Annotated in this window: 19 protein-coding genes; 8 read left to right on the top strand and 11 right to left on the bottom strand. The window is 40.9% G+C overall.

Translation table 11 applies throughout. From position 1 onward, the window contains the following. The first annotated feature begins 117 nt into the window (after nucleotides 1-117). The gene (gene lysA, locus MusilaSJ_RS23300) at nucleotides 118-1,284 is read left to right on the top strand and encodes a diaminopimelate decarboxylase (RefSeq protein ID WP_274987167.1); all 1,167 of its coding nucleotides are present in this window, start codon (nucleotides 118-120) and stop codon (nucleotides 1,282-1,284) included. A 1-nt stretch (nucleotide 1,285) separates the two neighbouring features. Here the strand turns inward: lysA and MusilaSJ_RS23295 are convergent, their stop codons facing one another. Then, nucleotides 1,286-2,050 carry a hypothetical protein gene (locus MusilaSJ_RS23295; RefSeq protein ID WP_274987166.1) on the bottom strand — a complete coding sequence of 255 codons (765 nt, stop codon included), beginning with the start codon at nucleotides 2,048-2,050 and terminating at the stop codon, nucleotides 1,286-1,288. Nucleotides 2,051-2,434: 384 nt separating this feature from the next. Next, on the bottom strand, nucleotides 2,435-3,085 hold the full coding sequence (locus MusilaSJ_RS23290; protein WP_274987165.1) for an HAD family hydrolase: 651 nt from the start codon (nucleotides 3,083-3,085) through the stop codon (nucleotides 2,435-2,437). A 429-nt stretch (nucleotides 3,086-3,514) separates the two neighbouring features. Between MusilaSJ_RS23290 and MusilaSJ_RS23285 the strand changes: the two genes are divergently transcribed. The 3 genes from MusilaSJ_RS23285 to MusilaSJ_RS23275 all read left to right on the top strand — a co-directional run bounded on the left by MusilaSJ_RS23285 (nucleotide 3,515) and on the right by MusilaSJ_RS23275 (nucleotide 5,542). Then, a complete protein-coding gene (locus MusilaSJ_RS23285; protein WP_274987164.1) occupies nucleotides 3,515-4,651 on the top strand; it encodes a GAF domain-containing protein in 1,137 nt (378 codons plus the stop codon). 121 nt (nucleotides 4,652-4,772) lie between these two features. Next, complete coding sequence (locus MusilaSJ_RS23280) at nucleotides 4,773-4,967, top strand: cold-shock protein (RefSeq protein ID WP_090533335.1); 195 nt, start codon at nucleotides 4,773-4,775, stop codon at nucleotides 4,965-4,967. 188 nt (nucleotides 4,968-5,155) lie between these two features. Next, entirely contained in the window at nucleotides 5,156-5,542 is a 387-nt protein-coding gene (locus MusilaSJ_RS23275; protein WP_274987163.1) for a YtxH domain-containing protein, read from the top strand. Between the two features lie 71 nt (nucleotides 5,543-5,613). On the opposite strand, the gene MusilaSJ_RS23270 is transcribed toward MusilaSJ_RS23275, so the two are convergent. Further along, entirely contained in the window at nucleotides 5,614-7,479 is a 1,866-nt protein-coding gene (locus tag MusilaSJ_RS23270) for a M1 family metallopeptidase (protein ID WP_274987162.1), read from the bottom strand. A 275-nt stretch (nucleotides 7,480-7,754) separates the two neighbouring features. Continuing rightward, a complete protein-coding gene (locus tag MusilaSJ_RS23265; RefSeq protein WP_274987161.1) occupies nucleotides 7,755-8,261 on the bottom strand; it encodes a DUF892 family protein in 507 nt (168 codons plus the stop codon). A 155-nt stretch (nucleotides 8,262-8,416) separates the two neighbouring features. Here MusilaSJ_RS23265 and MusilaSJ_RS23260 point away from each other — a divergent pair, with 155 nt between their 5' ends. Then, entirely contained in the window at nucleotides 8,417-9,367 is a 951-nt protein-coding gene (locus MusilaSJ_RS23260; protein WP_274987160.1) for a Smr/MutS family protein, read from the top strand. Between the two features lie 62 nt (nucleotides 9,368-9,429). On the opposite strand, the gene MusilaSJ_RS23255 is transcribed toward MusilaSJ_RS23260, so the two are convergent. Then, nucleotides 9,430-11,577 carry an alpha-L-fucosidase gene (locus MusilaSJ_RS23255; protein WP_274987159.1) on the bottom strand — a complete coding sequence of 716 codons (2,148 nt, stop codon included), beginning with the start codon at nucleotides 11,575-11,577 and terminating at the stop codon, nucleotides 9,430-9,432. A 294-nt stretch (nucleotides 11,578-11,871) separates the two neighbouring features. Between MusilaSJ_RS23255 and MusilaSJ_RS23250 the strand changes: the two genes are divergently transcribed. After that, nucleotides 11,872-12,099: a hypothetical protein gene (locus MusilaSJ_RS23250; RefSeq protein WP_274987158.1), complete on the top strand. Its 228-nt coding sequence runs from the start codon at nucleotides 11,872-11,874 to the stop codon at nucleotides 12,097-12,099. Nucleotides 12,100-12,455: 356 nt separating this feature from the next. Here the strand turns inward: MusilaSJ_RS23250 and MusilaSJ_RS23245 are convergent, their stop codons facing one another. Both MusilaSJ_RS23245 and MusilaSJ_RS23240 read right to left on the bottom strand, forming a co-directional pair. After that, entirely contained in the window at nucleotides 12,456-13,253 is a 798-nt protein-coding gene (locus tag MusilaSJ_RS23245; RefSeq protein WP_274987157.1) for a carboxypeptidase-like regulatory domain-containing protein, read from the bottom strand. Nucleotides 13,254-13,387: 134 nt separating this feature from the next. Continuing rightward, nucleotides 13,388-14,014, bottom strand: a complete 627-nt coding sequence (locus MusilaSJ_RS23240; RefSeq protein ID WP_274987156.1) for a MarR family winged helix-turn-helix transcriptional regulator — start codon at nucleotides 14,012-14,014, stop codon at nucleotides 13,388-13,390. A 130-nt stretch (nucleotides 14,015-14,144) separates the two neighbouring features. On the opposite strand from MusilaSJ_RS23240, the gene MusilaSJ_RS23235 reads away from it, so the two are divergent. Both MusilaSJ_RS23235 and MusilaSJ_RS23230 read left to right on the top strand, forming a co-directional pair. Then, nucleotides 14,145-14,621 (top strand): hypothetical protein, encoded by a 477-nt coding sequence (locus tag MusilaSJ_RS23235; protein WP_274987155.1) that lies wholly within the window; start codon nucleotides 14,145-14,147, stop codon nucleotides 14,619-14,621. 11 nt (nucleotides 14,622-14,632) lie between these two features. Then, entirely contained in the window at nucleotides 14,633-15,304 is a 672-nt protein-coding gene (locus MusilaSJ_RS23230; protein WP_274987154.1) for an NAD(P)-dependent oxidoreductase, read from the top strand. 126 nt (nucleotides 15,305-15,430) lie between these two features. On the opposite strand, the gene MusilaSJ_RS23225 is transcribed toward MusilaSJ_RS23230, so the two are convergent. From MusilaSJ_RS23225 to MusilaSJ_RS23210, 4 genes are all read right to left on the bottom strand, one after another. Then, nucleotides 15,431-16,786 (bottom strand): vanadium-dependent haloperoxidase, encoded by a 1,356-nt coding sequence (locus tag MusilaSJ_RS23225; protein ID WP_274987153.1) that lies wholly within the window; start codon nucleotides 16,784-16,786, stop codon nucleotides 15,431-15,433. A gap of 110 nt (nucleotides 16,787-16,896) precedes the next feature. After that, entirely contained in the window at nucleotides 16,897-18,627 is a 1,731-nt protein-coding gene (locus MusilaSJ_RS23220; protein WP_274987152.1) for a GMC oxidoreductase, read from the bottom strand. Between the two features lie 176 nt (nucleotides 18,628-18,803). Beyond that, nucleotides 18,804-22,217, bottom strand: coding sequence for a VCBS repeat-containing protein (locus MusilaSJ_RS23215; protein WP_274987151.1), 3,414 nt, complete (start codon nucleotides 22,215-22,217; stop codon nucleotides 18,804-18,806). Continuing rightward, nucleotides 22,204-22,770, bottom strand: a complete 567-nt coding sequence (locus tag MusilaSJ_RS23210; RefSeq protein ID WP_274987150.1) for a hypothetical protein — start codon at nucleotides 22,768-22,770, stop codon at nucleotides 22,204-22,206. The genes MusilaSJ_RS23215 and MusilaSJ_RS23210 overlap by 14 nt, the downstream gene beginning before the upstream one ends. Between the last annotated feature and the right edge of the window lie 5 nt (nucleotides 22,771-22,775).

Below are 22,775 nucleotides of genomic sequence, written 5' to 3'. Positions count from 1 at the left end.
ATCGGATTTTCGATTTCGGAATTACCTTATTTGAAATTTTTAATTTAAAACGTCATTGCAAGGAACGAAGCAATCCCTGATATGCATAGTTCAGCATGATTTGATGAAATATTACCCATGTTCACAAGTAAAACTATAGATAAATTTAACGGCTTAGAAACTCCGTTTTATTACTACGATCTCGAGGTGCTTAAAAACACCCTGAGTGCCTGCCGCGATGCATCTGCAAAGCATGGTTTCCATGTGCATTATGCCATGAAGGCCAACTTTAACCCAAAGGTTATTGATACCATACAAACATATGGCTTTGGTGCCGATTGCGTGAGCGGTAATGAAGTTCGGGCAGCTATTGATCATGGATTTGATAAAAGCAAAGTTGTATTTGCAGGTGTTGGCAAATCAGACCGTGAAATAAACCTGGCCCTCGATGCGGATATCTTCTGCTTCAATGTCGAATCCATTCAGGAACTTTTCATTATTGATGGCCTTGCTAAAGCAAAAAACAAAAAAGCTGGTGTGGCTATCCGCATTAACCCAAATGTTGATGCGCATACCCACCATTTTATCACCACCGGACTTGATGAAAACAAGTTCGGTATCAATACCTGGCAATTACCTGATGTTGCCGCTGCTTTGCGCAAATGTGATAACCTGCAGTTTTTAGGGATCCACTTTCATATCGGTTCACAAATTACCGATCTGGAAGTCTACAAAAACCTATGTACCCGCATTAATGAAATGCAGGATTGGTTTGAAGATCGTGGTTTCCCCATCAAAGTACTTAATACAGGTGGCGGCCTTGGGGTTGATTATTACAGCCCGGACAACAACATAGCCGATTTTGAAGCTTACTTCAAGGTGTTTAAAAACTTCCTGAACGTTAAGCCGGGGCAAGAAGTTCACTTTGAGCTTGGCCGTGCACTGGTAGCCCAAAGTGCTTCGCTTATATCGCGCGTATTGTATGTTAAAAACGGGCAGAAAAAGAACTTCCTGATCCTTGATGCAGGCATGACTGAGCTAATCCGCCCGATGCTTTACCAGGCTTACCATCAAATTGAAAACTTAAGCAGGAAAGACCATGGACCATCGACCATAGACCATAGTCTGAAATATGATGTTGTTGGGCCGATATGTGAAAGCACGGATTGTTTTCAGAAGGATGTGAGCCTGCCCGAGTCATTCCGTGGTGACCTGATAGCTGTACGTACTGCGGGCGCTTATGGCGAGGTGATGGCATCGGGCTATAACCTGCGCGACAGGGTTGGCAGCGTGTATTCTGAATAAACTATCTGAACCTGTAGCCAAGTCTTAGCTGCACATAGGTACCGGCTTCAACAATGGCTATATAGTTTTTAATCTGCATAAAATAAGCAGCGGTTACAAAACCAGGGTTATAAGCCCTGTAAACGTAATCGCTGTTTTTGTTTCGGTATACGTTGTCGTTGCCAAACGTACCACCCCAAAAAAGCCGGAAGCCAAACTGGTTGGCAACTTTATTGGTATGAAATATAACCTCGGTTGTGCCGCCTAACGTAAAAAGACCGGCACGCGGATCCGTGTAAAAACCCGGTTTATTGGTCACAGCTTTCCTAAAGTTAAGGTAATCGCCAAACTCATGACTGTAGGCGACTTCAAAGCCGATAAAGCGAAAATCGATGTGCCCGCTGCTCACAAAAAAATTGCCCGATAACCTCCCTCCTGCCGCTCCAAAGAACTTATTTTTAAAATAGTTGGGGTCTTGCGGCTGCAATTCGCTATTATGATAATTCCCTAATGTGCCAAAGGCGCCGTACGCCAGGTTGAAATGATCAAATACATGTGCACGGCTAAAATTAAACTGTGCGCTAACCAACTCGTCTGAGTAATTTGGGCTTTCATTAACTACTAATGCCCCCGAAATATAATTTGCCGATTTAACAGCATCGGCAGATACCGGTTTAGGCAGATAAGCAATATCGCTATGGTGCATGGCCGGTGCATAAATATGATCACTGCATGAGCTGATGATCATACCGGCCAGGAGCAAAAGCAGGCTGAATTTAAGTTTCATCGCAAAAGGTCCGGATCAGGTTTATAAACTGGATACTGAACAATTATACGCTAAAACAAGTAATAAAATAACATACCCTGCTGTTTATTCAGGGCAAACACATCTAAATGGGGTTAACAGGGTTAACACATTTCAAATTTTACACATATAAGTAACTTACTATCAATCATTTATATTTTTACCGGGTTAACACTAAACTGAATTTTTTGAGCAATTAAGCACATCCGAGTGTTTATGGTTGTTATTGGCAAAAGCCGGTGACGATGAGACCTGGGTTATTTAACCGGCACCAGGATCACTTACATCATAACCTCATTCCGTTAGCTATATTAAGAACAAGTCATCATCATTAAATATTAATGATCCGCTTGCCCCGACTGTTTATTATACCAGGCTGCTAATAAAGTCATCCGTAAAATCATAGGCAAAATGAATTACGTTTTGCAACGCTTCAAACTCATCCTGTTGGTGTGTGGTGGTAAGTACTACCGCTTTCATACCGGCATTGGCAGCAGCTTCGGCGCCTTTGGGCACATCTTCAAACACAATGCAATCTGTAGGCAATGTACCCAGCAGTTCAGCAGCCTTCAAAAACGTTTCAGGATGGGGCTTACTTAACACTACATCATCGGCACTAACTATAGCTTTGAAATAATGCCTGATATTGAGGTTGTCTAATACAAAATCAATATTAAAAGGAATAGCTGCTGAACCGATAGCCATAGGGATACCGTTTTGATAAGCTTTTTCCAAAAACTCATGCAAACCGGACAACAGTGCCAGGTGCGGTAAAAACTCATCCTGGTAGCGCTGCTCTTTAAGGTACGAAAGCCTGTCCATTTCTTCGGTAGTAAAACGGTTAGGGCCAAACATACGCACCAGTACTTCCTGATTTTTTCCGTACATCTGTGGTTTTACTTCATCCCAGGTAAAGCTGCCGCCAAGGTCGGTATTTAAAAGATATTGCCATGCTTTGGTATGATAAGGCATGTCATTGATCATAGTGCCGTTGAGGTCGAATATAAAGGCCTTCATGTATTAATTTTCAATTTATGAGATAAAACCGATCGCAGTTTTTTGGCAAACTTAAACCTTTAAAAAACTAAAAGTTGAATTATGCCACATATTCTTTAAACACATCGGCGATTAGTTTTTAACAGCCGAACGATGAATGGATAACATTGTTCGATCTTTTTTTTAGCGAGCATTGGTCTTTTCATGTACTCAATCCATCCGATAAAAAGGTACTTAATCCGCAAGATTTTAACCATAATGAATTTTAACCTTAAGCAATAATTAATCAGTTAAATTATAATAAAATCATTGCCATTATCTCTTTTTATTTCTGTAATTTATACAACTATTAACTAAACCGTGGCGTGTGTGTTTTACAATAAGCTCATATTGTTTACAGTGTGCGTGTGCTCCTTGTTGGATATATAAAAAACTACTAATCCTTATACAATGAATAATGAACCCCTGCGCCTGCGTGCCGTTAAGAGATTTAAGGATCTGGATAGCGACATCGCGGTTGATTTAAATGATATAGTAGGATTAGCAGCTCAGATCTGCGGCACACCTGTTGCCCTGGTTACTTTGCTCGATACCGACACGCAGTGGTTTAAAGCGGCTACCGGCACCAATATCACCTATACTCCACGTGAGTTATCATTCTGCAATCACACCATTATCCAAAAACAGGTGTTGGTTGTGCCTGACCTGCTTAATGACGAACGCTTTAACACCAACCCGCTCGTTTTTGAAGCCCCTAAAGCAAGGTTTTATGCAGGAGCCCCACTAATTACCAAAGATGGTCATGCACTTGGCAGCCTGTGCGTTATTGACTTTAAGCCCCATGAACTTGATCAGCAACAGGTTAAATCATTAAAAACGCTGGCCAGGCAGGTTGTAAACCTCATGGAGCTCAATTCAAGCTTGCGTTCACTTGAGCAGCAGCACCAGCAGTCGCAATCGCAAAAAGCGTCTATCAGCGAATCGGAAATGAAGTTGAAAGCAATTTTCGACAGCTCAAAAGATACCCATATCCTGGTTGGCCGTAATCTTGAGGTTATGGCATTTAATAAATCTGCATCGGTATTTATCAAAAGCCTATACAATAAAAAACTGGCCAATGGGGATAATATTATCTCTTATACAGAGCCGGCCCTGGTAAATTCGTTTTCGAAATACTTTGCAGTTGCATTAACTGGCCGGTCCATAAAACGTGAGTGGGAACTGCTGGCCGGAACGCCAAATGCCTGTTGGAAAGAAACCTCATTTATCCCTGTAAAAAATAATAGCAGCGAGGTAATCGGGATAGCTATTAACTCGACAGATATTACTACACGCAAAAGACACGAGGAACAAATCAATATTCAAAAAGAGGCGCTTAACCGTATAGCTATCATACAATCGCACGAATTGCGGAGGCCGGTAGCATCACTGCTTGGCATATTAGACCTCATGCGAATGGAAAATATTGATTTTGGTTACTTTAATATAATAGAACATACCGTTAACGAACTGGATGAAAAGATACGGGGAATAGTAAAAGATTCGGAAGATACCATACAGGGGGGCCATTTGGCAATAGTAGCCTGACCATCAATTATTTAACGATCCAAATACTATCCCACAGGTTTGGTTAACACCTAAATTACCCTTTGGCTATTGCTGATTACGGTAAATTATAACTACCTTGGCAGCATTAATAAATAAAATAATGCAAAATCAAGGAACAGTAAAATTTTTTAATGAAACAAAAGGTTTCGGATTTATAGTACCAAGCAATGGTGGTCCGGATATTTTTGTTCATTCAACAGGCCTTATTGACGAAGTTCGTGAAAACGACACCGTTGAATACGAAGTTGAAAACGGCCGTAAAGGTCTTAACGCGGTAAATGTAAAAGTTATATAAGTATAATATCATCATTAAGCCTACCAGGCACTCAATTTTGAGTGCCTTTTTTTTTGCTTTATTTTTTTGTTAACCTACCGCGTACATCGGCTTAATATTTGAATGTTACTTTCAAATAAAAACTGGCATTGTTGTTGTTTATTCCAATAATATCATAAATCGACTACACATAAAACAAAGAAAAGAACATGAAAGATCAAGCAAAAATTATAGCTGCATTATTGGTAGGTGCAGCGGCGGGCGCGGCTTTGGGTTTATTGTTAGCTCCTGAAAAAGGAACGGAATTAAGAGGCGATATAGCAGATTATATAAACGACCTGGTTGATACTGCTAAAACCAAAGCGCAAACAACAGCCGGAGATATTAAAGATTACAGCAATAGTGTGATTGACAAAGCTAAAACCAAGTTTAGCGGAACTGTTAGCGACCTTTGGGACGCTAAAGATAAAGCTGTTGATGCTGCAAAATCAAAAGCCGACGACCTTGCAGGCCAAGCAGGTGACGCTGCGAATGAAGCGAAATCAAAAGTCAAAGCAACTGCCAATGACTGGAACAATTCTGTACAGAACGCATAATATTTAGTACTATTATAAAATAATAAAACCCTGCCAGTTAGCAGGGTTTATTATTTTATAAGCATTTTTTATTATTTATTCCATGTATTGTTACTTTCATCGGCATCCATAAATATGCCGCCATCTAAAGTAACTGATTTAATGGCCTTGGTGGTTTTAATATCTATTGCAATTTGCTTTTGATTTTTTTCCCAAACCACAGGGGTTTGATGAATGCTCTCGCCCGAACCATCAGCATAAGTAATTTTTACATCAAACGGAATTACAAAACCGCCCACGTTTTTAATTGCTACTGTATAACCACCGGCTGCTTTGGTTACACCTTTTATCGACAGATCAATATAGTAATTAGTAAAGAACCAGTTATTGAAAAACCAATCGAGGTTTTTACCTGTAATATTACTCATAGAGTTAAAATAGTCCCATGGTATTGGGTGTTTGCCATGCCAGCGGTCCATATATCCATGCAGGGCTTTTTTGAACAGTTGATCGCCCAGCATGTCTTTCAGCGCTAAATAACTTAATGATGGCTTACCATATGAGTTATTACCGTACCCACCCCTCAATTCGCTCGATGGTGTAATAACCGGCTGATCTTCGGCGGTTGAAGCATCATGTATCCATCTGTCAACACGGAAATTTTTGTACAATGCTTCAGCTTTTTCTTTGCCAACTTCTGATGTTCCTATCAACAGTTCAAATGTGGTTGCCCAGCCCTCGTCCATAAATGCATAACGGCTTTCATTAATACCCATATAAAATGGGAAATAGGTATGCGCTATTTCATGATCCTGCACAAATTGCGAAAAGCGCACATCATTGGTATGGCTATCGTTAACCATCATAGGGTATTCCATATCTGCAAAGCCCTGAAACGATGTCATCTTGGGGAACGGATATGGTACGCCCGGCCAGTTGTGGGACAACCAGCTTAATGAATTACGGCCGTTTTGTACCGCATGGTGAAAATCTTCCGAGCTATCTAAAAAAGCTGCCTGCATACTGGCGCGGCGGTTTGTTGCGTCATCAACCACAACGCTGGCCGCATCCCATACATAATGATCACTGATGCCTACAGCCATATCGCTGATATCGTTAGCGGTCCAGGTCCAGGTATTCATCTCCTTTTGAGCCGTTACTTTATGGGCGGCAAGCTCAGCAGCCGATGCAATATTGATAGTTGAATCACTGGTGAATGAAGCCTTCAATCGTTTAGCATATTCAGGCTGAAGCACCTCTTCAGGGTTTTGCAGGGTACCGGTAGCCCAAACTACGTAGTTTTTAGGCGCGGTAACGTGCAGGTTATAGTCGTTAAAGTCGTTGTAAAATTCCTGGGCATCTAAAAAAGGTAGCCTGTCCCAGCCATTGTAATCGTCATAAACCGACACCCGCGGATAAAAATAAGCCAGGTAGCAGGTAGTTGAATCGATCATTCCTTCGCGGCCGCTTTCTTTCGAAATTTCAAAATGCCAGCCAATATCAAGCTTAACCGAATCATGAGGCATCAACGGCTTACTTAAACCAACCATTTGATTTGTTGAACCTGATGCAACTTTTTTTGCTTCGCCATTAATTGAAAAGCTATCAAACTGAATGCCCGGTGTAAGATAGTCAGCCCCTGCATCGCCAAAACGGGCGGCACCCGGTTTATGAATGTTCAGGATGAGCTTCATGTTAAGCCTTTTTAAAGTATCCGGACTATTATTAACATAAGTGATCTGTTCTGTGCCTTTTACAGTACGATTTTGAGGCACAGCCGTAATACTGATATTATAACGGCCATAATTTTGCCAGTACTTTTTGCCGGGGCGGCCATCAGTCGAGCGCGTTTCGTTTTTAAATGCTTTTTGTATATCGCGGGGCATATACAAGGTTTGGGCCTTAACCTGTATAAATGCAATGCAGGCTAATGCAGATAAAATAATGGGTTTGGTCATACGTCTTAAATTTCGTTGCCAATTTAAATTAATTGGACTAAATAACGATATGCAGGAAACATTAATCGGAAAATTTAAAACAAAAAATCGCTTGATAAATCGCTATATCAGAGCTTATTTTGTAACAAATCTGTCACAAAGATTATTTATAAATAAATATTTTGCGGTATCGGATATATTTTTTTTTACTTTGTTACCAGTTATTTTAATAGGGGTATTAAATAACTAACATTTAAGCCATCTGCGCTATGCGGATGGCTTTCTTATTTCCCCTCTCAATCAGCAACAATATATTCTTTGGAAATGAGTGTAAAAAGCTCGTCATTATCAATTGATTCATCTTTACACTCGGTAAGTAATTGTTGAGCTTCAGTATAATTAAGCTGTTTGGCCACCATTATTAACATATGGCACGAAGTGATATTAATATGCTCAAGTAACTGCAGATACAACATAATATCCATATCCAGCAATACAGGTATAGTTTGCTCTTCGTCCAGGCAAAACTCATCCTTAACAATGGACTTTATAGGGTTACAGTTCTTATCAGATGGAATTTCATCAATCAGGGTATACACCTTATTCATCCGTTCTATCTGTTTTTTGATATCGTCCCAAAACTCCTGTATCGCTTGCTGCAATGCGGTAAAAGAAGCGAGGCCTTTCAGGTGCCCAAGATGTTTATCAAGATAACACTTACCAAAATAAATTCTGTTCAGGTTGTGGACAAAAACCTGTTTTAACAAATCGTTATCCAGTGTTTTAGGGGTATTGTTGCTCATGGTATGAAGTTAAAAGTATATAGTTAGGGTTTATATATTTCTTAAAAGCTGTTTCACGCAATTGCTTATCAAACTTACCTTAAAAATAACTAAGTTTTATTACCCGGACAGATGTGCCGGGATAAATTAACTTTGCATTGCAATAACATAATGCTATGAAATATAAATTAGGCGATTTTGTTCGGTTTGTTGATGAAAAAATGGAAGGTTTTGTAACCCGCATCATCGACGAGCAAATGATAGGCGTTACCGGCGAAGACGATTTTGAGATTCCGGTACTTGCCAGCAAAGTAACTTACGTTCATGGTTACCAACCTGCAGGCGCAACAAAAAGTAACAATACAACGGATGAAAAGCCCGTAACACCAGGTGAATTTGTTAAAAAAGGCGTTTATATAGGTGTGGTTACTGACGCCAGGGCAAGTTCTGTTATTCATTTTCATTTAATCAATGAAACTTCGTTTCAGTTGCTGGCTACTTTAACCACAGATAAGCAACAGGTATTTAAAGGCGAATTTGCAGGGATTATCGCGCCAAAATCAACCGAAAATATCTACTCCGCCCAACTGGCCGATCTGCAGGTTTGGCCAAAGCTTATTTTCAGCGTTTTATTCAGTACTAAACAAAACGTTGAACCACCGGCACCGTTGGCTGTACATGAAAAGTTTAAGGCCAAGGATTTTTCGACCACTAAAAAGAACATTCCATTGCTTAACCAGGCTGGCTGGCTCATCAGGCTCGACGAGCCTGAACTGGTTATTGATGCTCAAAAGCTGAAGGAAAGTTTTTTTGAAAGCCCTACCGAAAAAATAGTGATGGAAAAGCCGGTTAGCGAAGTTGACCTGCATATAGAAAAGCTGCGGGATGATTACCAGTTTTTAAGCAGCGCTGAGATTATGGAGATTCAGCTGGCCCATTTTCACAAAGCATTGGATGCGGCAATTGTTCATCAATTACCTGATATTACTTTCATACACGGCGCGGGCAATGGCACACTGCGTAATGAGCTGCACAAACAATTGGGCAGGCATAAAAAAGTACAAACCTTTATGGATGCCCGTAAAGAAAAATTTGGTTACGGCGCTACCAAGGTATTGTTGAAGTAACAATTTACGATAGTAAGTAAGCCTTACGAAGTTTTGAAACCTTCGTAGGGCGGCTTTCTTTCTTACTTTTTCGCAAACCAAACTTCAAGATTAGGCAGCTTTAAAGTTTGATGCGGCGATGCCGGATCATGTAACTTTAAACTCACCGGGTAAAGTTTATTTGCTTCAAACGTTAAAGGTTCAAGATCTTTTACATAGATATTTTGTGAAATGCTATGCGTAAGCGCAAAAGGGATGTTCTTTTTAAAGTTGTTGAACACTTTTATCAGTAACTGGTTATTGCCGGGCATCAAATCCAAACCGATTACATGACTTACAGAGGCAGCCTTACCCGGATTATTATTGATGAGCAGTTGCTTCCCATTCAGCAAAACAATTATGCCATCGCCGCTGGTAACCTTAACCTGCGCGTAAATTAAATCCTTGTCTGCGTTGATGTTTTGCAAAATGTAGTAAGCATTATCCATGCCTGCAGGCAAATCAATCAGCTGCCCGTTTTTGTATTCATTTACAGACCGCCATGGTTTATCGGTGTCTTTGGTAAAAGGTTTTGTGATGTCGATTTTATCCGCGCGGCCATTTAAACCTCCTAAGCCTGTGGAGTATGGGCCGGTTATATATAATGGCCCCCATTTTATTTTAGCCGTATCAGGTTTATACTTCATCTTCCTATCGCTGTCGAGCTGGAGCGTGGTGGTTACATTGTTTACAGTTAGGTCAACAATGCTGCCTTTTTCTTCGTCGGTATACTGTATAGTAGGCAGATACTTGCCTTTGTGTTTGGGCTTAATTGTCCAGCCTTGCTTTACCGTACTTTGATAATTGCTGTTATAATCAATGCCCGATGAACTGTAATAATTATAAGCGTTATGCTCATCCAGTTTTATGTGGTCATAACTGCTGCTCAGGATATGAACAGGTTGCACTTTGTAACCTTCGGCAATGTCAACCTCTATAACTTTTATTTGCTTTTCACTGTCAAAACCTGCTGATAAGGTTATCACAGCGGCATCAGTTACTTGCTTAAAGTTAAGCGATTGTTGTTCGCCCAAAACAGAAACATTACTGATCCTGCCTTCCAGACCAGGCAAAGTGATCAGGCCATCAGCAGGTACCGAGGTTACAAAAAGATAAAGCTTATTAGGTTTACTGGTTATATTCCCCCACTTAAAAGAGGCAAAAAATGGATCGGCAGTTGTGCCATAAACAGCTTCAGCATTTTTATGGAGCCAGTCGCCTATCTTCAATAAAACATCCTTTTCAAAACCAACTACTGAGCCATCGCCTTTGGGCCCAATATTAAGCAGGTAATTCCCTCCCCTGCTAACCACGCGGATCAGGCTTTCCAATTTCTCTTTATACTTTTCATTCTCGCTGCCACGCTTTTGCCACGACCTGTAGCCCCAGGTTTCGTCAAAAAATGAAGCGGGCGACTGCCATGGCACTCCAATGGAATAATCGGGATACTGATTATCGCCCATAACGGCAAAATCACCCTGATCGTTACCCAAACGGCTGCTCACCATACAATCGGGTTGCAAGCGGTGCACCAATTGATAAAGCTCTTTACTTTGTTCAATACTTTGTGACCCCATATCAAACCAAAGTTCGGATATAGTGCCATAATTTGACAGCAACTCGGTTACCTGCTTTTTGTTATACTCGTGATGTTCGGGTGTTATATAATCAGAGTTATGACTTGATATGGGTGACGCCTGCGGATAATGCCAATCTATCAGCGAAAAATACAAACCAAACCTTAAACCATGCTTTTTACAGGCTTCGGCCATTTCCTTTACTACGTCGCGTTTAAATGGAGTGGCGTCAACCACATTAAACTGGGTAGTTGCGGTTTTAAACATACAAAATCCGTCGTGATGTTTTGAAGTAAGTACAACAGAGCGCATCCCCGCCGCTTTAGCCAGCAGGGCAATGCTATCGGCATTCCAGTTTACCGGGTTAAAATTTTTGGCCAGGTTGGCGTAAGTATCACTGTAAATACCAGCATGAGCCTGGATTTGCTCACTTAAGCCGCGGGTAATTGGCTTCCCTTCCCAAACACCTCCCAAAACCGAATAAATACCCCCGAAATGGATAAACATAGAAAACTTTTGATCCTGCCATAGCTTAACCGAAGAAGATGGCGGTTGTGCAAATGCAAAATGAATGCAAACTAATAACGATAACAGTGGACATATGATTTTTTTCATGAGGAGGAATTCAATATCTCAAAGTGTAAAAAAGTTGTTGATAAACAAAACAGTCACAGTTTAAAGTTGCCTGTTGTAAACCAACAGTTGCACAATTATGCACACAAAATGACCAGACTTTACACTTTTGCTAATAAACATACTACATAATTGTGAAGTCCACTTCTCAAAATGCATTTTTTTAATAAAAATATTATTTGCACCTTTGTAGCAACACAACCCAAACCCCAATTCATAATAAAAAAACTTCTCTTGCTCAGTAGCAAGGGTTCATTTAACCTTTAAAAAAACGTAATGTCCGAATCTATTCAAATTCAACCCAATATCCATTGTGAGCCTTGCAAAGAGTGTGGTGCACGCCCGGTAATTAATCAAACCCGTAAAGGTTTTATAGTTACCTGCCCAACAAATAAAAAACATTATGCAACTGCTCCCGGTATGGTAAATATTGACGAATGGAACAGGTTTAACCAAAAATCGCCTGTGCTTACAGGCACTCAATATAAAAGCAAAGCCTCATAAAAACTATTCCATAAAGTAATAGTTTCAGTTTTGGGTATTTAATCAATAAAAGCCTGCTTATGAGGATACAATGGGTTTAATTGTATTCATGTTATGCATATTGTAGATACTGAAAATGAACCTTCAAAAAAAAGGCACAGCTATACATTTTGTCCAAAGTGCCAAACTAATACCGGCCAAAGGATTCACAGGCCGGTATTGTTAAAGCTATTGACATTTTGGCTGCCGGTTAAAAGGTATTTTTGCTATAGCTGCAACAAAAAATACCTGGTAATTGAAAGATAATGAAACCATTCAATAACAATACACTTTCTGTAGTTCAAAACAAGGCATAACTTTAACAATACAAGGCCATTTCACTTTGCAAAAAACGGAGCTGTTTGCCTACTGCCCGATTTGAGGTACTCGGCATAGCTTTTTTTAATATAGCTCATCATATCATAATCGCTCATCTTTTTCACTTTTTTAATTTCGGGGTGATATTGATTCATAAAATTTTGCAGCGAATCACCTTTAAGATTAGTTATTGAACTCACCTTTTCAGGCGAAAAAAATCTGTCCACATATTCATCTTCTTCATCCTTCAGTAAAATCTTTTGCAGCTTTGATTGCGGAGCTTTATTTTTGTTCAGCATGTCGATCACCGACAGCAGATTGATGCTCAAAATAGTTGCTGTACTTTTGTCTGCATTTATGTGGTTACCGGGTTTACCAAAATCAAGATCAGCCGGACGCGCTATAAACGCATCTTTTATGGTTGAGCCGCGATAGGCAAAAACAGAGGCAAACTCTCTCCTGTTACGTAACGAGTCGGCTCTGACGTTACGCCTGGCCCTGATTTTCACCTCACTTAAAACAGTTGCATCAGGCACAATATAACACCTTAAAGTATCAAATTTCAAAAAACTGATAACAAGCCTAAATGGTTTGTAACCGATACTATTGATCCTCAAAGTATCGCCGGGCTTTACATTGGCCAGCACAAACTTACCTTCGGCGTTACTTATGTTTTTCGATGCCGGTGTGCTGATAAAAGCATTTGCCACGGGCAGATAGGTAGTCTTATCAATTACAATTCCCTTAACACGTTGAGCAAACAGATTTATTGACAGGAGCGTCAATATCACTGTAAAAGTAAGTTTCAATGTTTTCATGACGGGTTCAGTTAACAGGTGAGCAGGTTAACTAAATATACGCATAAATTATTAACCTTTACGCTTTTAACAAATATTAACACATGTTGTATTAACGGTCACAAAACTTTTCTTTCCGCTAAAAAGCCAACAAACTACTTCATCATAGCTTCAAAAATTTCGTCAAAACCTTTGCTTTTAAATTTTTGGAAGGTTCCGTCAAACTTTTCGCTAACCGGGTTAAGCAGCTGAAAGCAAAGTTGCTTATCATCTTCGCTCAACGCGTTGGTCATCATTCGCGCAACTTCAAGTACGCGTACTTTGGCTTTTCCAAGAGTTTCCTCTCCAAGGGCTGTTAACTTTAAACGCTTAATACGTTTATCATCAATATCTTCATACTCGGTTATCAGTTCGCGTTTCTTCAGCCTGTTAAGCATATTGGTACCACTCGATAGCTCGATTATATTATTATAGATAGCCTCAGATTTTATTGGGTTAACCTGGTTAAAAATGGTAACCAGTATACCAAACTCCTCTATCTGATCAAGCCCCGTACCTTCAAGCGCTTTGTTTGAATATACCATATGATACTTCCCTATCCGTCTTATCAAAATCATGAGCTTGCCGTTAATTCCAGGCCTTAACTGCCAGTCGGGCGTGGCTTTTTTCTCATCTGCTGCCTTAGCCATTAACTGATGCCGGAAGAAATCATCCAAATTACAACCGGGATTTTGCTCCTCATAATTGCCCCAAAGCTTAACCAATTCAACTGTTTTATTCACGTGTTATTTCCTTTTGGTATCAAATTTAAAAAAAACGCCTCCAATATTTGCTATTTACTTTCTTTTGGTATAATATTGTATTAATTTACTACCATATGGTATATTTTATAAATTTAATCAATCACAACAAATGAATACCTCAATCTTTTTACCGGCACTATTAATACTGCACCTAACAGGGCTAACTATAATGGCGGGCACCACCATTGTTGATTTTACAATATTTAAAACCTTTTGGAAGCATTTTGATGATGATACAGAAAAATCAAAAGGTATACTGGCGGGTACATCTAAGTCATCAACATTGATTGGTATAGGTGCCGCCCTGCTGGTTATAACAGGCGTTGGAATGATGGCCTTAACCCATGGCGTATTTGGCGAACAGCTATGGTTTAGAATAAAAATAGGAATTGTTTTGGTTCTGATGCTGAACGGGATTTTTTTTGGCAGAAAGCAAGGCGAAAAGTTACGAATGATTATGAATAACGACAGCGCCTATTTAACACAACAGGTTAGCCAAATTAAGGCAAACCTTAGTATCTTTTTTACAGTACAGCTGATACTGTTTTTCAGCATAGTTTTTTTAAGCGTTTTCAAATTTAGTTAATCGCCAAAAAAATGAAAAAGCAACAAAACACCCCTATTTATAGGTTAGTAATTGTAGGCGCAAACGGTGGCATTGGCAGGCAGTGTGTTGAACAAGCCCTTCACGCGGGGTACCTGGTTACCGCAATATTACGAAACCCGGCCAAATTAGCAATCGAGCACCCCAATCTGAAAAAAGTAAGCGGCGATGTTATGCAACCCGGCACATTTGAAAATCATTTTGAAAACCAGGATGCTGTGGTTTCGGCAATAGGTGTAGCCGGTGGTTTCGGATCAGATAAACCCACAACTTTGTATTCGCAGGGCAATGCCAATGTTTTAAAAGCGATGGAACAAAAAGGCATAAAACGCATATTCCTGATCTCGGCCAGTGCAATTGAAATAAGTCCGGTACTCCCATTTTATATCAGGCTTATTGAAAAACATGTAGTTCAAAAACTGCTGAAACACATGTATACCGATTTGCTTAAAATGGAGATTCTGATAAAAAACAGTAACATTAGCTGGACTATCATTAGGCCCCCGCAGCTTACAAACCAGACTGTTACCGGCGTATATCGCATAGCTATTAATGCATTTCTTAAAAACTGCCTCAAAATATCAAGGGCCGATGTTGCGCACTTTATCATCAATAACATTGCTAACCGGGATACTTACCAGGCAACAGTTGAAATTGGATATTAACATCGATCCTGTCGATGAAACAGAGAACATTGAATGAATGGGACTAAGATTTAAATAAAGTAAACCGAAAATATACTAATCGTTAACATAAATAAATGATACGGAAACTTAAAGCGCATTAATTAATTATTGAGATACAAATTCTTTTTCATGCAATTTAATCTTCATATGTAATCTGTTTAATACCAGTTGCCCAACCTGCTTACCTTCTTCTGTTCCAACTATGCAGGAATTTTTAAAATGTATGCCGCCATAGACGCGCGAAATACCCGCTTCCATTGCTGCTTCCCTAAAAGATTTAAAGCTACGGGGTGCTATTCCAAACTCAGTCTCTGATGTATCCCGGTAGGCAAAATTATCTCCGAATTGGCCGGTCAAAATCTCCGCTGCTGCTGCCGAGATTACAGCATGACCGCTTACATATTCAGGGAATGAGGGCGTTTGAATATAGGTTTTCCAGTCAGGGTCCAAGTATTTGGTTATTACAGTCTCGGGCCGAACTAAATTATATTTATACTTAAAATACCAGCAGTTGATAAATGCATCGAATAAAGCAATCGATGTTTCAGTATATGCACAAACTGTGCTGCTAAAATCGGCCTTGCACGTTTCTGAGGCTATCCCCACGATATTCATCCAATGCCCGCCCGGTGAGAACTTCTTAGTTCCGAAGGTAGCATGTCCGACAACGTTTAACTTAAAGGCATTATCATCCCAAAAATCAGCGATGTGTTTTTGCTCTTTGGTAAGATTTGTACCAATAGACTCTACATCTAATACGTCCTTATAAAACTGACTATTTATGTCCTTCATATCAAATAAAGGAGGTGGTGGCGGCGCCACTTGCGAAGCAGAATCGAGTATTAAAGGCCTGATCTCTCCCCAATGTGGTTCCAATGCTTGTGAATACATAGGTGGTGTAGGTACCCAACGCCCTTCTTTTTTTGTTACCGTGTATTTGTTGGCGGATCGTGTTTGTGCATAATGATCCGTTTTGCTCCATTTCATAATGTGCTTTGCAACTTCATTTGAATAATCAACCGAATGCTCAAATACATCAGAAGGCATTCCGCCATCTTTTGCTTTCTTTTTTAATGCATCGACATATTCATCCATACTCCCCTCAGGAAATGTAACCGCATTTCCTACATAACAAAACGCAAGCAGGGATGCAAAAGGGTAATCAATTTCAACATCCGGAGCAGGTTTTGGTGTACCTGTTAAATGCTTGATTTGACCTGCCAACGACCGGAATTTTTTAGGGTCTTGGGCGGATATTACCTCGTATGCGGCAATGTTAGCATATGCATAGTTACGTGAAGCGATAACCGGCGGGAAATTATTTTCAAGTATAATGGCATTTAACTTTTTTTCCGTAATACGGTACAATTCCGGATTATCAGTTATCCTTTGATAATCAGTTTTTTTGCAGGAACTAAGCAAAATGATAATCCCTGAAAGCCAAAGTAAAAAACGATTCATAGAAATTTATTAATTGTGATGCAGCATAGCTATTATATAAAACGGTGCTTTTTATTTCATTTGAATGACTGTTAGGTTAATTATTAAAATCAAAAACTTAAATATGTCGCTTATAAATTGCCTTTTTTCAACTCATCCACCGCATAGTGAGCCGCACGTGCGGTAAGCGCCATATAGGTGAGCGATGGGTTTTGACAAGCGCTTGAAGTCATGCAGGCCCCATCAGTTACAAACACATTTTGCGCGTCCCAAACCTGGTTGTGCGCGTTGAGTACCGATGTTTTTGGATCTTTACCCATACGTGCACTCCCCATCTCGTGAATGCCCTGGCCAATTGCATAATTTTTATCCCAGGTTGTGATATTCTTTACGCCGGCCGCTTCATACATTGCCACCAATTCTTTAATAATGTCCTTACGCATACTTAGCTCATTCTCTTTCAAACCCGCATCCATTGAAAGCACAGGCAGCCCCCACTTATCTTTCACATCTTTATTAAGCGTTATTTTGTTATCGTGATAGGGCAAAATTTCACCAAAACCTGTCGCTCCGATATGCCATGCACCAGGTTCTGTAAGTGCATCTTTAAAATCAGCGCCAATATTCATTTCCGCAACATCCCGGCTCCAGCCGTCCCTGCTGGCGCTTCCCTGATAACCGTAGCCGCGCAGGAAGTCTCTTTTATCACCAAACAAGTTCACAAAACGGGGAATATAAAAACCATTCGCTCTGCGGCCAAAATAGTATTTGTCTTCGAAGCCTTCTATTGTTCCTTGTGCGCCGAGCATATAATGATGATCCATAATATTATGTCCTAATTCGCCGCTGCTACTGCCCAATCCGCCGTGCCATACATCTGTTGCGGTATTCATCAAAACCCATGCACTGTTCAGTGCAGAAGCATTCAGGAATACAATTTTTGAATAAAATTCATAGGTTTTATTCGTTTCGCCATCCAGCACCTCAACACCCGTCGCTTTGCTGGTGTCTTTATCGTACAAAATTTTGGTTACGATTGACCATGGCCTCACGGTAAGGTTACCCGTTGCCATTGCTGCGGGCAGCGTTGAAGATTGTGTACTGAAATAGCCGCCAAATGGGCAACCCTCCCAGCACCGGTTTCTAAACTGACACTGCGTTCTTGCCTGGATAGGCGCGGTAAGATTGGCCACGCGGCCTATAAACATGTGGCGCTGCCCCTTGTAAAAAGCTTTTATTCTTGATGCCACATCTCTTTCCACACAATTTAGTTGCATAGGCGGCAAGTAGTGTCCATCGGGTAAATGAGGCAGGCCCTCCGTCGATCCACTTATTCCGGCAAATTTTTCTACATAGTCATACCATGGCGCCAGTTCTTTATAACGAATAGGCCAATCAACAGCAATACCATCTTTTGCATTAGCTTCAAAATCAAAATCGCTCCACCGGTAGCTTTGCCGCCCCCATAAAGTAGACCTTCCGCCTAACTGATATGAACGCCACCACGTAAACGGTTTAACTTCCACATAGGGACAATCTTTTTCATTTACCCATGACTTCATCAGGGGTTCCTGGGCCGCAGTCCCATACATGGCCCAATCCCGGGATATAACAGGGTTATCCGTTTTCTGCTGTAAGGTAGCGTTGCCCCGGTGTTCAAATTCCCATGGATCTTTTGTAGCGGTAACATAATCCTTTATATGCTCATAATTACGGCCGCGTTCAAGCATTAATACTTTCAGGCCTTTTTCGGTTAATTCCTTTGCAGCCCATCCGCCGCTAATCCCCGAGCCGATTACAATAGCATCGTAGGTGTTTTGAATTTTAGCTTTGGTATTTACGTTCAATGAATCTATTGGCATTTGACTATATTTAGATTTATGGCATTCGGTTAAATTATAGTTCGGCAATTTCTATTTTTCGGTAATAAATTTCTGCTTCTTCGGATTGTATAATTATCCGCTCATCATTCAACGATGGTAATTCGGTTGTATTTTACTACCACCCTATTTACAATGCAGGTAATTTTATTTTATCACTATTCTCTATACTGTATTCCATTTACTCGTTTTTTATCCCGAGCCTTTACCAGTACCTCTGTTTTATCATTATTTTTAGCTACGATCAGCAGCTTATTGTTTCCGGCTTTAATCTCTTTTATATCACGTACCGCCCCTTTTATTACGATGCCGCTTACCTGAGGCTTAACTGCCGTAAAGCCACCTTTCCCATCTCCTTTAAGCAGCAATCCATAGCTGGCATCGTAGATTCCTGCTTCCGGTTTTGACTGGTAAAAGTTGCCTCCCAGCACAATGTCCTTTTTTCCATCCCCGTCATAGTCTTTCACCACCAGCCCAAAAACCGTCGAAAACTGCGCCTCCACCGGCAATGGCTTCATCAGGAACTTGCCGTTCCGCTTATTCAGCAGCACACTGCTCCGCATTTCGCAGGCATCCAGCTTAACCATCTTTTGTAACAGGTCCCTGCCAAATATATCTTCCATCGTTTGTTCCTTGTACTGGGCATACCGCAGGTATTTCTTCTTCAGATAAGGAAGTTCGCCTACCAGGTCGTGCCTCAGTACCATCGGGTATTGTTTGTCGCCGTTATAGGTGCATACTATATCTTCTATGCTGCCCGTGCCGCTAAAGTCCCCCACATACATGCTTACCGGCTTCGCTCGGGTTGCCTTAAACCTGGAGTTTAGCCCGTGATTGCCGGCTACTATATCCGGGTAACCATCGCCGTCTATGTCTGCAATCTCCAGGCGGTTCCACCACCCATTACTCCACTCCAGGCCCGCTTCGCGCGTTACTTCCTTTAAACGCCCACCTTCATTATGGAATATCCGGATCGGCATATACTCCCCGCAGGTTACCAGGTCTGGTTTTCCGTCACGGTCATAATCAAACCATTTGGCATCCGTAACCATACCCAATTCCGTTAAGCCCGGGGCCCTCTCGTCGGTTACATCTGTAAAAAAGCCTTTGCCATTGTTCTGCAGGAGATAACCCTTGCACGGGTAGCCATATTCACCCGGCTTTAACCGCACTCCAACAAACAGGTCCTGGTCCCCGTCCCCGTCAACATCTGCTGCCGTTACGCAGGAGCTGCTCTCAAACTGAAATGACGGCAGCACCTGTTGCGATTTGCTGAAATTACCCTTCCCATCATTGATATATAGCCGGTCGATCAGATCCGTCGAGTTAGCCGAGAACTCATTGCCTCCGCTGCATACATACAGGTCCTGGTCCCCGTCGCCATCCGCGTCGAAAAACAAACAGTCTGTATCTTCACTGGCCTTATCCTGCTCAAACAGCTTTTCGTTGCTCCGTTTAAAACGACCCGCCCGGGTTTGGATATATAATGCGCCTGGCTGATCTTTGGCCCCGCAGATATAGAAGTCTTCCAAACCATCGCCGTTGACATCGCCTTTACCTATCCGCGGACCATCCGCCGAATGCATCTGGAAGATCAGCTTTTCCCTGTCAAAATCTATAAAGTCATTTTCCTTGTGCACAAAGTCTATCCCATGGTTATCTGTACTCTGCTCAAACACCGGCTTTGCACCGGCTGCCCCCCTCACCGCTTTCCCGGGCAGTCCTGATTCAACCTCCTTTACCGTGATGGTTTGGTTCGTTTTTACTCCTTTTAATACTTTCTGCTTACCGCAAGGCCATTTTACCACTATCGAATCGATCTCCTTTATTTTACCCAACCCGAAATTCAACCGGGTGTCTACGCTCGATTCAAATCCCCGAGACGGAACCTGCTCCTGGTAGTTTAAGGTATGATTATAGTATAACGTTACCTGCGCCCCTACGCCAAAGCGGTTCTTCCCCTCGCCCTGCAATACTACTTTCAAATATTTATTCGCCGGCTCCAGCTTCCTGCTGTTGTTTCGGTAGATAAAGGCCGGCATATTTACATTGTTCACCACCAGGTCAAGCGCCCCATCATTATTTAAATCACCATACGCCGAGCCATTCGAAAAACCCGGATCTCCAAGTCCCCATTCGGCTGCCTTATTGGTAAATGTCAGGTCCCCATTGTTACGGTAGGCGTAGTTAGGCACAGCCTCCGAGGGCATACTATCTATTAGCTTCTTGTAATTTATGCCTTTATTTGTCCAAACACTTCCCATCACGTTCCGATCGGATAAACGTTGAATATAGTCCTGGTTTGTTAAGTCCTTATAAATACCGTTAGCGATAAAAACATCTTTGAATCCATCATTGTCAAGGTCAGTGATCAACGCTCCCCAGCTCCAATCGGTTGCATGAACACCTGCAAGCCGGCCTATCTCGCTAAAAGTTCCGTTGCCATTATTTAATTGGAGCGTGTTCCTGGTAAACTGGTGATAATAATCATATCTTAAATCAAGCTGGTATTTATCCCAGTTTTCAAAAGTGGTATTTGTTTTAAGCCTTGATTCTGATGCCGGAAGCATATCCGTCACAAAAATATCAGGATGTGCATCGTTGTTGATGTCGGCCAGGTCGGCCCCCATTGATGCATTACTAATGCTTTTCATCTGATCCTCAAGCGATTCTTTAAAGGTACCGTTGTGATTATTGATGTACAGGTAATCACGTTCAAAAAAATCGTTGGAAACATAGATGTCGTCCCAGCCATCCCCATTTACATCTCCCACACTTACCCCCAAACCAAAACCAATCACACTACCATAAATACCGGCCTGTTCACTCACATCGATAAAATGGCCGCCATCATTCCTGAATAATTTTTGCCCACCTAATAAATCTCTTTTATTCCGTTCATTATTCTGAATATTAAAGCTACCGATTGCCTTAAAAGAATTGCTTAACATAAAGAGATCCAGGTCTCCGTCATGATCATAATCAAAGAAAACAGCGTGGGTTGAGTATCCATTTACGCCAATTCCATATTCCTTTGCCCTTTCGGTAAAGGTGAGATTACCGTTGTTGATGTATAATTCATTCTGCTTATGATCGCCTTTAACATCGCCATTATTGCAAACATAAATATCTAACAATCCATCACCATTAACATCGGCCATAGTAACACCGGTAGACCATCTGCCGAGCTTAGTGATTCCGGCTTTCCCGGTTATGTCTTCAAACTGAAAATTGCCTTTGTTTAAATAGAGGTGACTGGGCACCATGTTACCTACCAAAAAAATATCCGGTAATCCGTCATTATTGATATCCCCTATTGCTACACCGCCACCGTTATAAAAATTACGGTAAGTAAAAATATTGAAATTAGCATCATACGATAATTGGTTAACAAAATCGATATGCGTTTCATTGGAATTTAAAAGTTCAAAAAGCTTATTACCGCCTCCGCTTTGCTTTTTTTGGCAACTGGTTAAAGCCAATAAAAAGAACACAAAACAGTATCTGATGCTAAAAACATCATGAATAGTTTTTTCTGTCAAAAAAGTAAAATTCACCTTATTTTTTTTCATCTGTCAGTAAATCAGTGTAATCTACTTTTACGTGGGCGTCATCATATTTCCCGATGATAATTCTGCGATTACCATCTACCTGCACAAAAATCGTCCCTTTAGCCGGGTCCGTTATACGGATAAAATCCTTTTCCTTATACCATTTTTTCAGCATACTTAATACATCCAACTGCAAGCTATCAGCAAACATTTGTTTATTCCAAGGGGCGAAAGCATCGTAACTAAAACTCACTCTCATTTTGCTAATCTTACCTTGCCGAAAATCAGGGTAGAAATTCATGGAAGCCGGATATTTTAATTCCTTATTTAGTTTATATAAAACTGTTGTATTGCCGGGGCCTGCAAAAAAAATCCCTTTTTTATTCATTTCCCAACAATGGGTGTAAAACTCTTTTGAGGTCATCCCTAATTTTATTCCCTGAAACAGGCTATCTCTCCGCACCCCCCGCGAAAGTTCACTCGCTACTACGTTTTCATACTTTCTGTCGTCTGAATTACAAGAAAACACGGAAATGAGGCATAAAACAACCAGGGTCCCTTTAAAATATCTCATAGTTA

It is taken from the genome of Mucilaginibacter sp. SJ, assembly GCF_028993635.1.
Classification (GTDB): domain Bacteria; phylum Bacteroidota; class Bacteroidia; order Sphingobacteriales; family Sphingobacteriaceae; genus Mucilaginibacter.
The sequence above is the reverse complement of the archived record's forward strand: the minus strand, read 5'-3'. Positions and strand labels throughout refer to the sequence as shown.